14 protein-coding genes are annotated in these 13956 nt (G+C 43.7%); 7 read left to right on the top strand and 7 right to left on the bottom strand.

What is annotated here, in order from left to right; translation table 11 throughout:
• The first annotated feature begins 55 nt into the window (after positions 1–55).
• From mltG (CYP05_RS03120) to CYP05_RS03090, 7 genes are all read left to right on the top strand, one after another.
• Positions 56–1000, top strand: a complete 945-nt coding sequence (mltG, locus tag CYP05_RS03120; RefSeq protein ID WP_103569535.1) for an endolytic transglycosylase MltG — start codon at positions 56–58, stop codon at positions 998–1000.
• Positions 1001–1063: 63 nt separating this feature from the next.
• A complete protein-coding gene (locus CYP05_RS03115; RefSeq protein WP_103641967.1) occupies positions 1064–3238 on the top strand; it encodes an NADP-dependent isocitrate dehydrogenase in 2175 nt (724 codons plus the stop codon).
• Between the two features lie 3 nt (positions 3239–3241).
• Complete coding sequence (locus tag CYP05_RS03110) at positions 3242–4135, top strand: lactate/malate family dehydrogenase (RefSeq protein ID WP_021089104.1); 894 nt, start codon at positions 3242–3244, stop codon at positions 4133–4135.
• Between the two features lie 8 nt (positions 4136–4143).
• Positions 4144–4455 carry a 4Fe-4S dicluster domain-containing protein gene (locus CYP05_RS03105; protein WP_012001805.1) on the top strand — a complete coding sequence of 104 codons (312 nt, stop codon included), beginning with the start codon at positions 4144–4146 and terminating at the stop codon, positions 4453–4455.
• On the top strand, positions 4452–5582 hold the full coding sequence (locus CYP05_RS03100; RefSeq protein ID WP_103641968.1) for a 2-oxoglutarate synthase subunit alpha: 1131 nt from the start codon (positions 4452–4454) through the stop codon (positions 5580–5582). The genes CYP05_RS03105 and CYP05_RS03100 overlap by 4 nt, the downstream gene beginning before the upstream one ends.
• Positions 5572–6417: a 2-oxoglutarate ferredoxin oxidoreductase subunit beta gene (locus CYP05_RS03095; RefSeq protein WP_009293868.1), complete on the top strand. Its 846-nt coding sequence runs from the start codon at positions 5572–5574 to the stop codon at positions 6415–6417. Before CYP05_RS03100 ends, CYP05_RS03095 begins: the two co-directional genes overlap by 11 nt.
• The gene (locus CYP05_RS03090; protein ID WP_021087611.1) at positions 6414–6965 is read left to right on the top strand and encodes a 2-oxoacid:acceptor oxidoreductase family protein; all 552 of its coding nucleotides are present in this window, start codon (positions 6414–6416) and stop codon (positions 6963–6965) included. The genes CYP05_RS03095 and CYP05_RS03090 overlap by 4 nt, the downstream gene beginning before the upstream one ends.
• Positions 6966–6997: 32 nt before the next feature.
• Here the strand turns inward: CYP05_RS03090 and CYP05_RS03085 are convergent, their stop codons facing one another.
• The 7 genes from CYP05_RS03085 to mltG (CYP05_RS03055) form a co-directional block, all read right to left on the bottom strand.
• Complete coding sequence (locus CYP05_RS03085) at positions 6998–7549, bottom strand: 2-oxoacid:acceptor oxidoreductase family protein (protein ID WP_021087611.1); 552 nt, start codon at positions 7547–7549, stop codon at positions 6998–7000.
• Positions 7546–8391, bottom strand: coding sequence for a 2-oxoglutarate ferredoxin oxidoreductase subunit beta (locus CYP05_RS03080; protein WP_009293868.1), 846 nt, complete (start codon positions 8389–8391; stop codon positions 7546–7548). The genes CYP05_RS03085 and CYP05_RS03080 overlap by 4 nt, the downstream gene beginning before the upstream one ends.
• On the bottom strand, positions 8381–9511 hold the full coding sequence (locus CYP05_RS03075) for a 2-oxoglutarate synthase subunit alpha (protein WP_103641968.1): 1131 nt from the start codon (positions 9509–9511) through the stop codon (positions 8381–8383). The genes CYP05_RS03080 and CYP05_RS03075 overlap by 11 nt, the downstream gene beginning before the upstream one ends.
• Entirely contained in the window at positions 9508–9819 is a 312-nt protein-coding gene (locus CYP05_RS03070) for a 4Fe-4S dicluster domain-containing protein (protein ID WP_012001805.1), read from the bottom strand. Before CYP05_RS03070 ends, CYP05_RS03075 begins: the two co-directional genes overlap by 4 nt.
• A gap of 8 nt (positions 9820–9827) precedes the next feature.
• Positions 9828–10721, bottom strand: coding sequence for a lactate/malate family dehydrogenase (locus CYP05_RS03065; RefSeq protein WP_021089104.1), 894 nt, complete (start codon positions 10719–10721; stop codon positions 9828–9830).
• 3 nt (positions 10722–10724) lie between these two features.
• Positions 10725–12899, bottom strand: a complete 2175-nt coding sequence (locus tag CYP05_RS03060) for an NADP-dependent isocitrate dehydrogenase (protein WP_103641967.1) — start codon at positions 12897–12899, stop codon at positions 10725–10727.
• 63 nt (positions 12900–12962) lie between these two features.
• The gene (mltG, locus tag CYP05_RS03055) at positions 12963–13907 is read right to left on the bottom strand and encodes an endolytic transglycosylase MltG (protein WP_103641966.1); all 945 of its coding nucleotides are present in this window, start codon (positions 13905–13907) and stop codon (positions 12963–12965) included.
• Positions 13908–13956 lie beyond the last annotated feature (49 nt).

The raw sequence follows: 13956 nt of genomic DNA, 5'->3' as shown, positions 1-13956 counted from the left end.
GAAATCGTTTATTTTTATGCTGAATTTTAAAAACAAAAGAAGCGAAAGAATTAAAATGATAAAAAATTTTATAAAAAAGCCATACCTAGATATTTTCTTTGATATCGTACTCATCGTCGTCCTAAGTGTATTTGTCTATTTGGCACGCCCCATAAACACGAGCAAAGTCGTCTTTGTGCCAAAGGGAAGTGTGGGCGAGATTATATCTTATTTAGCTAATCGCAACTTTAACTTAAGCGCCATAGATAAATACGCCATGCGCTTCATCGGCTCGCCTCAGTCTGGCTGGATCGAGATAGGCAAAGATAAAATTTCAAGGGTTGATTTTTTAAAAAAACTTGCCAAGGCAAAGGCTGCGATGACCGAGATCACGCTCATCCCTGGCGAAACTACTATCGTTTTTTTAAACCAGATAGCAGCCCAGCTTGGACTTGACGGAGCTAAACTAAATAGCGAGTATAACGCCCTTGCGCCAGTGAGTGACGGCTTTTTGATGCCAAATACTTATAAGATCCCAGTTGGCATCAGCGAGAGGCATCTGGCATATTACCTTGTAAATTCATCCAAAAAGGCGCAAAGCGAGATTAGCAGAAAAATTTTTGGCGAATACAACGAGAAAAAGTGGTTTAAAATTTTAACCATCGCTTCAATCATCCAAAAAGAGGCTGCAAACGACGCTGAGATGCCACTTGTCGCCTCAGTCATCTACAACCGCCTAGATAAGGGCATGAGACTGCAGATGGATGGCACGCTAAATTATGGCATCTACTCGCACGATGTGATCACGGCTGAGCGCATAAGAAGCGACATGAGCGAGTTTAACACCTATCTAAACGACGGCATACCGCCAAGTCCAGTTTGCTGCGTCTCTATAAGTGCGATAAAAGCGGCGATAAACCCTGCAAAGAGCGATTATCTATACTTTGTGCTTGATAAAAAGGCGAAAAAACACATTTTTTCAAAAACCTTAAGCGAGCACAATCAAAATATCGCAAAATAGGGCTAAAATACAACTAGCTTTAATAAAAAACGTGATAAATTTCAAAAAATCAAAAGGGCTAAAATGAGTGACATTATCTGGACTAAAACCGACGAAGCACCGCTATTTGCAAGCTACTCTCTCTTTCCTATCGTTAAGAGCTTTTTATCACGTGCTGGCATTAGCATAACTAGGGCTGACATAAGCTTGGCTGGGCGAATTTTATCTCTTTTTAGCAAAGAGCTTGGGCTAAACAAGGCCGATGAGTTAGAGCTTTTGGGCGAGCTAACCGCGCACAAAGAGGCAAATATCATAAAACTGCCAAACATCTCAGCCACGCTAGTTCAGCTAAAAGCAGCCATTGATGAGCTTAGAAGCAAGGGGATAAACGTGCCATTTTACCCAGACGAGATCATCACAGACTACGACGAAGAGGTCGCTAAAAAATATGCAAAAGTGCTAGGAAGTGCGGTAAATCCTGTGCTAAGACAAGGAAACTCAGACAGAAGAGTTTTGCCACCGGTTAAAGAATTTGCTAAAAAGCATCCACATAGCAACGGCAACTGGGATAAGGCAAATAAAACTAAAATTTGCTACATGCAAAAGGGCGATTTTTACGAAAATGAGCGCTCAATCATCGCTAGCAAAGATGAGAAATTTTATATAAATTTCATAAGCATGGAGGGCAAAAAAGAACTTTTAAAAGAGCTTGCCGTTCAAAGTGGCGAGATCGTAGATGCGGCATATTTAAGCGTAGATGAGCTAGATAAATTTTATGAAAGCTGCTTTGACGAGGCAAAAAAAGAAAATTTAACCCTTAGCCTTCATCTAAAATGCACGATGATGAAGGTTAGCGACCCAGTCATCTTTGCTCATGCGATAAAGAGCTATTTTAAAGAGGTTTTTGAGCTATTTGGTGAAGAGTTTAAAACTCACGGCGTTGAGGCAAAAAATGGCTTAAAAGATATGTTTTCTAAAATTTCAACTCTTAAAAACAAAGATCAAATTTTGGCTAAATTTGATGAAATTTTGAGCAAAAAAGCAAAAATTTGGGCACTAAATGAAAATGCCAGCAACTTTGACGTGCCAAATGATGTCATCATCGACGCCTCAGTGCCAGCACTCATTAGAAACTCTGGCAAGGTAAAAGATAGAAGTGGCGAGCTAAATTTCTCACTTTGCATGATCCCAGATAGGACCTACGCTAGGGTTTATGAGGCCTGCGTGGCGGACTTTAAGGAGCATGGTGCGCTTGATGTGAGCAAGATCGGCAGCGTAGCAAACGTGGGGCTAATGGCCAAAAAGGCCGAGGAGTACGGCAGCCACGATAAGACTTTCATCGCAAAAGAGGACGGAGAATTTGTTGTTTGCAACGAAGCTGGCGAGAGCGTCTTTAAATTTAGTGTTAAAAGTGGCGACATTTTTCGGATGACGCAGGCTAAAGACGACGCGATAAATGCGTGGTTTGAGCTTGCTTTAAAAAGAGGCGAAATTTCAAAAGATGAGCTTATATTTTGGCTAGATAGCAGCCGCGCTCACGATAGAAATTTGATAGCTAAATTTGACAAATTTAGAGATAAATTTACTAATGCTGGCGTGAAATTTGAAATTTTAAACTACGAGCAAGCAACTATAAAATCGCTTGAAGCAATAAGAGCTGGCAAAAACGTCATAGGCGTCACTGGCAACGTTTTAAGAGACTATTTAACCGATCTTTTCCCGATATTTGAGCTAGGTGGTAGCTCAAAAATGCTCTCAGTAGTGCCACTACTTGCTGGTGGAGCGATGTTTGAGACCGGTGCTGGTGGGACGGCTCCGACGCTTGTAAAAGAGCTAAAGGAGAAAAATCACCTGCTTTGGGACAGCTTGGGCGAGTTTTTAGCGCTTAGTGCTTCGCTTGAACATCTAGCGTTTTTTAGGCAAAAAAAAGAGGCAAAGGAGCTAAGTGACGCGCTAAATAGAGCTGTTGCTAGCTATCTAGATGAAAACAAAACGCCAAACGCCACTCTTGATACTAGAGAGTCGCACTTTTATCTAGCATTCTTTTGGGCGAGAGAGATGGCAAAAAGTGGCGGGGTTTTAAGCGTAATTTTTGAAAATTTAGCAGACGAGCTAGAGAAAAACGAGAGCGAAATTCTAAAGCAGATCAGAGAAAAAGATGGTGCAAGCGTGGAATTTGGCGGATACTACCTGCTAGATGAAGCAAGAGCAAATGAGGTCATGAGACCAAGTGAAATTTTAAATCAAATAATAGGATAAGAGATGAAAATAAGTGTAGTTGGAGCTGGAAACGTCGGTGCTAGCATAGCTTATGCGCTTTGCATGAGAGAGCTTTGCGATGAGATCGCGCTTGTGGATATATTTGGTGACGTGGCGCGCGCAAAAGCGATCGATCTAGCGCAGTCAAGCTGCGTCTTTAACGCAAAAACTAGCGTTTGTGGTGGCGATGATTTTGTGCTAATTGAAGGCAGTGACATCGTCATAGTCACAGCTGGAAGCCCAAGAAAAGAGGGTCAAACAAGAGAAGATCTACTACTTAAAAACGCCGTTGTCGTAAAGCAAACAGCGCAAAAGATAGCTGAATTTGCCAAAAATGCAGTGATAATAGTCGTCACAAATCCGCTTGATGTGATGGTCTGGACGGCTCATAAATTTAGTGGTTTTAGCAAAAACAAAGTGATCGGCATGGCTGGCGAGCTAGATAGCGCAAGGTGCAGATATGAACTAGCGCTTTTAAAAGATAAGGACGCTAGCAAGCTAAGAGCAAAGATCGTCGGCGCTCACAATGACGAGATGATCGTATCAGCTAGCAATATAAGCGAAAAATTAAATGAAAATGAGCTAAAAGTGCTCAAAAAAGAGACAAGCACTGGTGGCGCAAAGATCGTTAAGCTCCTTGGCACATCAGCTTACTACGCGCCAGCGGCTGCAGCTGTGAAGATGTGCGAAATGATCGTTGGCAAGAGCGATGAGATAATAAGCGCTAGCGTGCTAATAGATGATGAGCTAAGCTGCGGCAGGCTAGTAAGGCTCGGACGTGATGGCTTAAAAGAAATTTTAGAGCTAAATTTAGACGAAGACGAGCAAGAACAACTAAACAAAAGTGAAGCTGAAATTAGAAAAAATATCAAATTTTTAAAAGAAAACTTAGAGTAGGAAGATATATGATCGTAAAAGAAAATGTCCCAGTTTGGGTCGATGAGAGCAGGTGTAAGGCCTGTGATGTCTGCGTGAGCTACTGCCCAGCAGGCGTGCTAGGTATGAGGCTTGAGCCAAAGGCGGTGCTTGGCAAGATGATAGAGGTGGTCTATGCTGACTCATGCATAGGATGCCGTGACTGCGAGCTTCACTGCCCTGATTTTGCCATTTATGTGGCGGAAAAGGGCTTTAAATTTGCAAAGCTAACGCCTGAGAGCAAAGAGCGAGCTGCAGCCGTAAAGGCAAATAAATTTGCAAAACTTGGAGAGAGCGCATGAGAGAGGTAGTATCAACTGGAAATGCCCTAGTAGCAAGGGCTGCGGTCGAGTGTGGCTGTAACTTCTTTGGCGGATATCCTATCACTCCAAGCAGTGAGATCGCCCACGAGCTAAGCGTGCTTTTGCCAAAACATGGCGGCACATTTATACAAATGGAAGATGAGATAGCTGGAATTTCCGTAGCTCTTGGTGCAAGTGCGAGCGGTGCTAAGGCGATGACTGCAAGTTCTGGTCCTGGAATTTCCCTAAAGGCTGAGCAAATAGGTCTTGGCTTTATCGCTGAGATACCGCTTGTCATCGTAAATGTCATGCGTGGTGGCCCTTCAACTGGCCTACCAACCCGCGTCGCACAAGGCGATATCTTGCAGGCTAAAAACCCAACTCATGGCGATGTAAATATGATAGTGCTAGCCCCTAGTAGCTTAGAGGAGTGCTATACGCAGACCGTGCGTGCTTTTAATCTCGCAGCTAGGTTTATGACGCCAGTTATGCTGCTACTTGATGAGACGATAGGCCACATGCAAGCAAGGGTTAGTTTGCCAGAAATCAGCGAGCTAGAAATTTATAAAAGAAGAGAATTTAGTGGCGAGCCAAAAGAGTATAAACCCTACGAGGCAGCACCAGACGCGCCAGCCACGCTAAATCCTTTCTTTAAAGGCTATCACTACCACATAACTGGGCTTCATCACGGCGCTACTGGCTTTCCAACAGAAGATGGCAAGATCGTTGAATACTCGATAAATAGGCTGTTTAACAAGATAAATTTACACACTGATGAGTGCGAGAAATATGAAGAGTTTATGTTAAATGACGCTGAAATTTGTATCATCGCCTTTGGTAGCGTGGCTCTTTCAGCTAAGCAAGCTATCTTAAATTTACGTGAAAAAGGGCTAAAAGCAGGGCTATTTAAGCCACTCACACTTTTCCCAGCTCCAGCTAAAAAGCTAAAAGAGATATCAGATAAATTTAAGAAAATTTTGGTCTGCGAGCTAAATTTAGGTCAATATAGTGGCGAAATTTCAAAGATCATCTTAAGAGATGACTTTGCAAAACTGCTAAAAGCAAACGGCAGACCGATAAGCCCAAGCGAGATCGAGGCGAAGATAGGAGAAATTTATGGCTTTTAATTACGATAAATATTTACGAACAGATAAAATGCCTACTCTTTGGTGCTGGGGCTGTGGCGACGGCGTCATACTAAAGGCGCTCATCCGCGCTATCGATACCATGGGTTGGGACATGAACGACGTTTGCGTGGTCTCAGGCATAGGCTGCTCTGGTCGCTTTAGCGGATATCTTGACTGCAACACCATACACACAACTCACGGCAGAGCCGTAGCTTACGCGACTGGTGTAAAGATGGCAAACCCAGACAAGCACGTCATCGTGGTAACTGGCGACGGCGACGGACTAGCGATCGGAGGCAACCACACGATACACGGATGCCGCCGAAATATCGGGCTAAATCACATCTTAATCAACAACTTCATTTACGCGCTAACCAACTCGCAAACCAGCCCAACCACGCCAAAGGGCATGTGGACGGTCACAGCGCAGTATGGCAACATCGATCCTAGCTTTGACGCCTGTAAGCTCGCAACTGCTGCAGGTGCTAGCTTTGTCGCGCGTGGAAGCGTCATCGAGCCAGAGAAGCTTACAAAGCTCTTTGTAGAGGGCTTTAGCCACGATGGATACAGCTTTTTTGATGTATTTTCAAACTGCCACATAAATTTAGGCCGCAAAAACAAAATGGGCGAGGCGGTGAAAAATTTAGAGTGGATAAAGGGCCGCACGACGAGCAAGGTCAAATTTGACATGTTAAGCGACGAAGAGAAAAAGGGCATTTTCCCACTTGGCGTGCTTCACAAAGATGAAGAAAAGATCGAATACACCAAAGCTTACGACAAGGTAAGAAAGGCTGCTATGAGCAATGAAGCGATAAATTTTGAGGAGCTAGCATGAAGTCACAATTAAGATTTGTCGGCGTTGGCGGACAGGGCGTCATACTAGCAGGCGAGATCCTCTCAGCTGCCAAGATAAAAGCAGGCGGATACGGCGTCAAGGCATCTACCTACACATCTCAAGTGCGAGGCGGCCCAACAAAGGTCGATATCATACTAGATGAGAAAGAAATTTTATATCCTTACGCAAACGAGGGCGAGATAGACTTTATGCTTGCCACCGCGCAGATAAGCTACAACGCCTTTAAAAGTGGCGTGAAAGAGGGCGGTGCGATCGTTGTTGAGCCAAATTTGGTAAAAGTAAGCGACGAGGACAAAAAGCGCTGGAAAATTTATGAAATTCCTATCATCTCTATCGCAAAAGACGAGGTCGGAAACGTCATCACTCAAAGCGTCGTGGCTCTTGGTGTGGCTGTGGCGATGAGTAGGTGCATGGATGAAAATTTAGTGCGTGAAGAGATGCTAGCAAGCGTGCCAGCTAAGGTCAAAGAGGCAAATGCAAAAGCTTATGAGCTAGGTCTAAAATACGCAAAAGAGCTTTTGAAATAAATTTTTGGCTAAATTTAAATTTAGCCAAAAATTTATTTCAAAAGCTCTTTTGCGTATTTTAGACCTAGCTCATAAGCTTTTGCATTTGCCTCTTTGACCTTAGCTGGCACGCTTGCTAGCATCTCTTCACGCACTAAATTTTCATCCATGCACCTACTCATCGCCACAGCCACACCAAGAGCCACGACGCTTTGAGTGATGACGTTTCCGACCTCGTCTTTTGCGATAGAGATGATAGGAATTTCATAAATTTTCCAGCGCTTTTTGTCCTCGTCGCTTACTTTTACCAAATTTGGCTCAACAACGATCGCACCGCCCTCTTTCACGCCACTTTTAAAGGCGTTGTAGCTTATCTGCGCGGTGGCAAGCATAAAGTCTATCTCGCCCTCGTTTGCGTAAGGATATAAAATTTCTTTCTCATCTAGTATGATATCGACCTTTGTTGGGCCGCCTCGCACTTGAGATGTGTAGGTAGATGCCTTGACGCCGTATCCGCCTGCTTTTATCTTGGCAGCTGAGAGGATCTCGCCTGCTAGTATGACGCCCTGTCCGCCAACGCCGACAAATCTTAATTGTGACTTCATGCTAGCTCCTCAAAATTTATCGCTTCATTGCTCATAGCAGCCTTTCTTACCTTGTCGTAAGCTTTGGTGTATTCGATCTTTTCTTCATCTTTGTGAAGCACGCCAAGTGGGAAAATGCCCTTTTTCTCTTCGTCGCTTAACATGTCAAATTTGACCTTGCTCGTCGTGCGGCCCTTTATCCACTCTAAATTTTTCACCGCCTCGCCCATTTTGTTTTTGCGGCCTAAATTTATGTGGCAGTTTGAAAATACATCAAAAAAGCTGTATCCATCGTGGCTAAAGCCCTCTACAAAGAGCTTTGTAAGCTTCTCTGGCTCGATGACGCTTCCACGCGCGACAAAGCTAGCACCTGCAGCAGTTGCGAGCTTACAGGCGTCAAAGCTAGGATCGATGTTGCCATACTGCGCTGTGACCGTCCACATGCCCTTTGGCGTGGTTGGGCTGGTTTGCGAGTTGGTTAGCGCGTAAATGAAGTTGTTGATTAAGATGTGATTTAGCCCGATATTTCGGCGGCATCCGTGTATCGTGTGGTTGCCTCCGATCGCTAGTCCGTCGCCGTCGCCAGTTACCACGATGACGTGCTTGTCTGGGTTTGCCATCTTTACACCAGTCGCGTAAGCTACGGCTCTGCCGTGAGTTGTGTGTATGGTGTTGCAGTCAAGATATCCGCTAAAGCGACCAGAGCAGCCTATGCCTGAGACCACGCAAACGTCGTTCATGTCCCAACCCATGGTATCGATAGCGCGGATGAGCGCCTTTAGTATGACGCCGTCGCCACAGCCCCAGCACCAAAGAGTAGGCATTTTATCTGTTCGTAAATATTTATCGTAATTAAAAGCCATAAATTTCTCCTATCTTCGCCTCGATCTCGCTTGGGCTTATCGGTCTGCCGTTTGCTTTTAGCAGTTTTGCAAAGTCATCTCTTAAGATGATCTTTGAAATTTCGCCACTATATTGACCTAAATTTAGCTCGCAGACCAAAATTTTCTTAAATTTATCTGATATCTCTTTTAGCTTTTTAGCTGGAGCTGGGAAAAGTGTGAGTGGCTTAAATAGCCCTGCTTTTAGCCCTTTTTCACGTAAATTTAAGATAGCTTGCTTAGCTGAAAGAGCCACGCTACCAAAGGCGATGATACAAATTTCAGCGTCATTTAACATAAACTCTTCATATTTCTCGCACTCATCAGTGTGTAAATTTATCTTGTTAAACAGCCTATTTATCGAGTATTCAACGATCTTGCCATCTTCTGTTGGAAAGCCAGTAGCGCCGTGATGAAGCCCAGTTATGTGGTAGTGATAGCCTTTAAAGAAAGGATTTAGCGTGGCTGGCGCGTCTGGTGCTGCCTCGTAGGGTTTATACTCTTTTGGCTCGCCACTAAATTCTCTTCTTTTATAAATTTCTAGCTCGCTGATTTCTGGCAAACTAACCCTTGCTTGCATGTGGCCTATCGTCTCATCAAGTAGCAGCATAACTGGCGTCATAAACCTAGCTGCGAGATTAAAAGCACGCACGGTCTGCGTATAGCACTCCTCTAAGCTACTAGGGGCTAGCACTATCATATTTACATCGCCATGAGTTGGGTTTTTAGCCTGCAAGATATCGCCTTGTGCGACGCGGGTTGGTAGGCCAGTTGAAGGGCCACCACGCATGACATTTACGATGACAAGCGGTATCTCAGCGATAAAGCCAAGACCTATTTGCTCAGCCTTTAGGGAAATTCCAGGACCAGAACTTGCAGTCATCGCCTTAGCACCGCTCGCACTTGCACCAAGAGCTACGGAAATTCCAGCTATCTCATCTTCCATTTGTATAAATGTGCCGCCATGTTTTGGCAAAAGCACGCTTAGCTCGTGGGCGATCTCACTGCTTGGAGTGATAGGATATCCGCCAAAGAAGTTACAGCCACACTCGACCGCAGCCCTTGCTACTAGGGCATTTCCAGTTGATACTACCTCTCTCATGCGCTCTCTCCAAGTTTTGCAAATTTATTTGCCTTTACGGCTGCAGCTCGCTCTTTGCTCTCAGGCGTTAGCTTTGCAAATTTAAAGCCCTTTTCCGCCACATAAATGGCAAAATCAGGGCAGTGAAGCTCGCAGTCACGGCATCCTATGCATGAGTCAGCATAGACCACCTCTATCATCTTGCCAAGCACCGCCTTTGGCTCAAGCCTCATACCTAGCACGCCTGCTGGGCAGTAGCTCACGCAGACATCACAGGCCTTACACCTGCTCTCATCGACCCAAACTGGGACATTTTCTTTTACGATCATATATCTTCCTACTCTAAGTTTTCTTTTAAAAATTTGATATTTTTTCTAATTTCAGCTTCACTTTTGTTTAGTTGTTCTTGCTCGTCTTCGTCTAAATTTAGCTCTAAAATTTCTTTTAAGCCATCACGTCCGAGCCTTACTAGCCTGCCGCAGCTTAGCTCATCATCTATTAGCACGCTAGCGCTTATTATCTCATCGCTCTTGCCAACGATCATTTCGCACATCTTCACAGCTGCAGCCGCTGGCGCGTAGTAAGCTGATGTGCCAAGGAGCTTAACGATCTTTGCGCCACCAGTGCTTGTCTCTTTTTTGAGCACTTTTAGCTCATTTTCATTTAATTTTTCGCTTATATTGCTAGCTGATACGATCATCTCGTCATTGTGAGCGCCGACGATCTTTGCTCTTAGCTTGCTAGCGTCCTTATCTTTTAAAAGCGCTAGTTCATATCTGCACCTTGCGCTATCTAGCTCGCCAGCCATGCCGATCACTTTGTTTTTGCTAAAACCACTAAATTTATGAGCCGTCCAGACCATCACATCAAGCGGATTTGTGACGACTATTATCACTGCATTTTTGGCAAATTCAGCTATCTTTTGCGCTGTTTGCTTTACGACAACGGCGTTTTTAAGTAGTAGATCTTCTCTTGTTTGACCCTCTTTTCTTGGGCTTCCAGCTGTGACTATGACGATGTCACTGCCTTCAATTAGCACAAAATCATCGCCACCACAAACGCTAGTTTTTGCGTTAAAGACGCAGCTTGACTGCGCTAGATCGATCGCTTTTGCGCGCGCCACGTCACCAAATATATCCACAAGCGCGATCTCATCGCAAAGCTCTCTCATGCAAAGCGCATAAGCTATGCTAGCACCGACGTTTCCAGCTCCAACTACACTTATTTTCATCTCTTATCCTATTATTTGATTTAAAATTTCACTTGGTCTCATGACCTCATTTGCTCTTGCTTCATCTAGCAGGTAGTATCCGCCAAATTCCACGCTTGCACCATCTTTTTCTCTGATCTGCTTTAGAATTTCGCTCTCGTTTTTCTCTAGCTCGTCTGCTAAATTTTCAAAAATTACGCTTAAAACCCCGCCACTTTTTGCCATCTCTCTCGCCCAAAAGAATGCTAGATAAAAGTGCGACTCTCTAGTATCAAGAGTGGCGTTTGGCGTTTTGTTTTCATCTAGATAGCTAGCAACAGCTCTATTTAGCGCGTCACTTAGCTCCTTTGCCTCTTTTTTTTGCCTAAAAAACGCTAGATGTTCAAGCGAAGCACTAAGCGCTAAAAACTCGCCCAAGCTGTCCCAAAGCAGGTGATTTTTCTCCTTTAGCTCTTTTACAAGCGTCGGAGCCGTCCCACCAGCACCGGTCTCAAACATCGCTCCACCAGCAAGTAGTGGCACTACTGAGAGCATTTTTGAGCTACCACCTAGCTCAAATATCGGGAAAAGATCGGTTAAATAGTCTCTTAAAACGTTGCCAGTGACGCCTATGACGTTTTTGCCAGCTCTTATTGCTTCAAGCGATTTTATAGTTGCTTGCTCGTAGTTTAAAATTTCAAATTTCACGCCAGCATTAGTAAATTTATCTCTAAATTTGTCAAATTTAGCTATCAAATTTCTATCGTGAGCGCGGCTGCTATCTAGCCAAAATATAAGCTCATCTTTTGAAATTTCGCCTCTTTTTAAAGCAAGCTCAAACCACGCATTTATCGCGTCGTCTTTAGCCTGCGTCATCCGAAAAATGTCGCCACTTTTAACACTAAATTTAAAGACGCTCTCGCCAGCTTCGTTGCAAACAACAAATTCTCCGTCCTCTTTTGCGATGAAAGTCTTATCGTGGCTGCCGTACTCCTCGGCCTTTTTGGCCATTAGCCCCACGTTTGCTACGCTGCCGATCTTGCTCACATCAAGCGCACCATGCTCCTTAAAGTCCGCCACGCAGGCCTCATAAACCCTAGCGTAGGTCCTATCTGGGATCATGCAAAGTGAGAAATTTAGCTCGCCACTTCTATCTTTTACCTTGCCAGAGTTTCTAATGAGTGCTGGCACTGAGGCGTCGATGATGACATCATTTGGCACGTCAAAGTTGCTGGCATTTTCATTTAGTGCCCAAATTTTTGCTTTTTTGCTCAAAATTTCATCAAATTTAGCCAAAATTTGATCTTTGTTTTTAAGAGTTGAAATTTTAGAAAACATATCTTTTAAGCCATTTTTTGCCTCAACGCCGTGAGTTTTAAACTCTTCACCAAATAGCTCAAAAACCTCTTTAAAATAGCTCTTTATCGCATGAGCAAAGATGACTGGGTCGCTAACCTTCATCATCGTGCATTTTAGATGAAGGCTAAGGGTTAAATTTTCTTTTTTTGCCTCGTCAAAGCAGCTTTCATAAAATTTATCTAGCTCATCTACGCTTAAATATGCCGCATCTACGATCTCGCCACTTTGAACGGCAAGCTCTTTTAAAAGTTCTTTTTTGCCCTCCATGCTTATGAAATTTATATAAAATTTCTCATCTTTGCTAGCGATGATTGAGCGCTCATTTTCGTAAAAATCGCCCTTTTGCATGTAGCAAATTTTAGTTTTATTTGCCTTATCCCAGTTGCCGTTGCTATGTGGATGCTTTTTAGCAAATTCTTTAACCGGTGGCAAAACTCTTCTGTCTGAGTTTCCTTGTCTTAGCACAGGATTTACCGCACTTCCTAGCACTTTTGCATATTTTTTAGCGACCTCTTCGTCGTAGTCTGTGATGATCTCGTCTGGGTAAAATGGCACGTTTATCCCCTTGCTTCTAAGCTCATCAATGGCTGCTTTTAGCTGAACTAGCGTGGCTGAGATGTTTGGCAGTTTTATGATATTTGCCTCTTTGTGCGCGGTTAGCTCGCCCAAAAGCTCTAACTCATCGGCCTTGTTTAGCCCAAGCTCTTTGCTAAAAAGAGATAAAATTCGCCCAGCCAAGCTTATGTCAGCCCTAGTTATGCTAATGCCAGCACGTGATAAAAAGCTCTTAACGATAGGAAAGAGAGAGTAGCTTGCAAATAGCGGTGCTTCGTCGGTTTTAGTCCAGATAATGTCACTCATTTTAGCCCTTTTGATTTTTTGAAATTTATCACGTTTTTTATTAAAGCTAGTTGTATTTTAGCCCTATTTTGCGATATTTTGATTGTGCTCGCTTAAGGTTTTTGAAAAAATGTGTTTTTTCGCCTTTTTATCAAGCACAAAGTATAGATAATCGCTCTTTGCAGGGTTTATCGCCGCTTTTATCGCACTTATAGAGACGCAGCAAACTGGACTTGGCGGTATGCCGTCGTTTAGATAGGTGTTAAACTCGCTCATGTCGCTTCTTATGCGCTCAGCCGTGATCACATCGTGCGAGTAGATGCCATAATTTAGCGTGCCATCCATCTGCAGTCTCATGCCCTTATCTAGGCGGTTGTAGATGACTGAGGCGACAAGTGGCATCTCAGCGTCGTTTGCAGCCTCTTTTTGGATGATTGAAGCGATGGTTAAAATTTTAAACCACTTTTTCTCGTTGTATTCGCCAAAAATTTTTCTGCTAATCTCGCTTTGCGCCTTTTTGGATGAATTTACAAGGTAATATGCCAGATGCCTCTCGCTGATGCCAACTGGGATCTTATAAGTATTTGGCATCAAAAAGCCGTCACTCACTGGCGCAAGGGCGTTATACTCGCTATTTAGTTTAGCTCCGTCAAGTCCAAGCTGGGCTGCTATCTGGTTTAAAAAAACGATAGTAGTTTCGCCAGGGATGAGCGTGATCTCGGTCATCGCAGCCTTTGCCTTGGCAAGTTTTTTTAAAAAATCAACCCTTGAAATTTTATCTTTGCCTATCTCGATCCAGCCAGACTGAGGCGAGCCGATGAAGCGCATGGCGTATTTATCTATGGCGCTTAAGTTAAAGTTGCGATTAGCTAAATAAGATATAATCTCGCCCACACTTCCCTTTGGCACAAAGACGACTTTGCTCGTGTTTATGGGGCGTGCCAAATAGACAAATACACTTAGGACGACGATGAGTACGATATCAAAGAAAATATCTAGGTATGGCTTTTTTATAAAATTTTCTATCATTTTAATTCTTTCGCTTCTTTTGCTTTTAAAATACGGCATAAAAATTAAC

It is taken from the genome of Campylobacter concisus (assembly GCF_002913545.1).
Classification (GTDB): Bacteria; Campylobacterota; Campylobacteria; order Campylobacterales; family Campylobacteraceae; genus Campylobacter_A; species Campylobacter_A concisus_AV.
The sequence above is the reverse complement of the archived record's forward strand: the minus strand, read 5'-3'. Positions and strand labels throughout refer to the sequence as shown.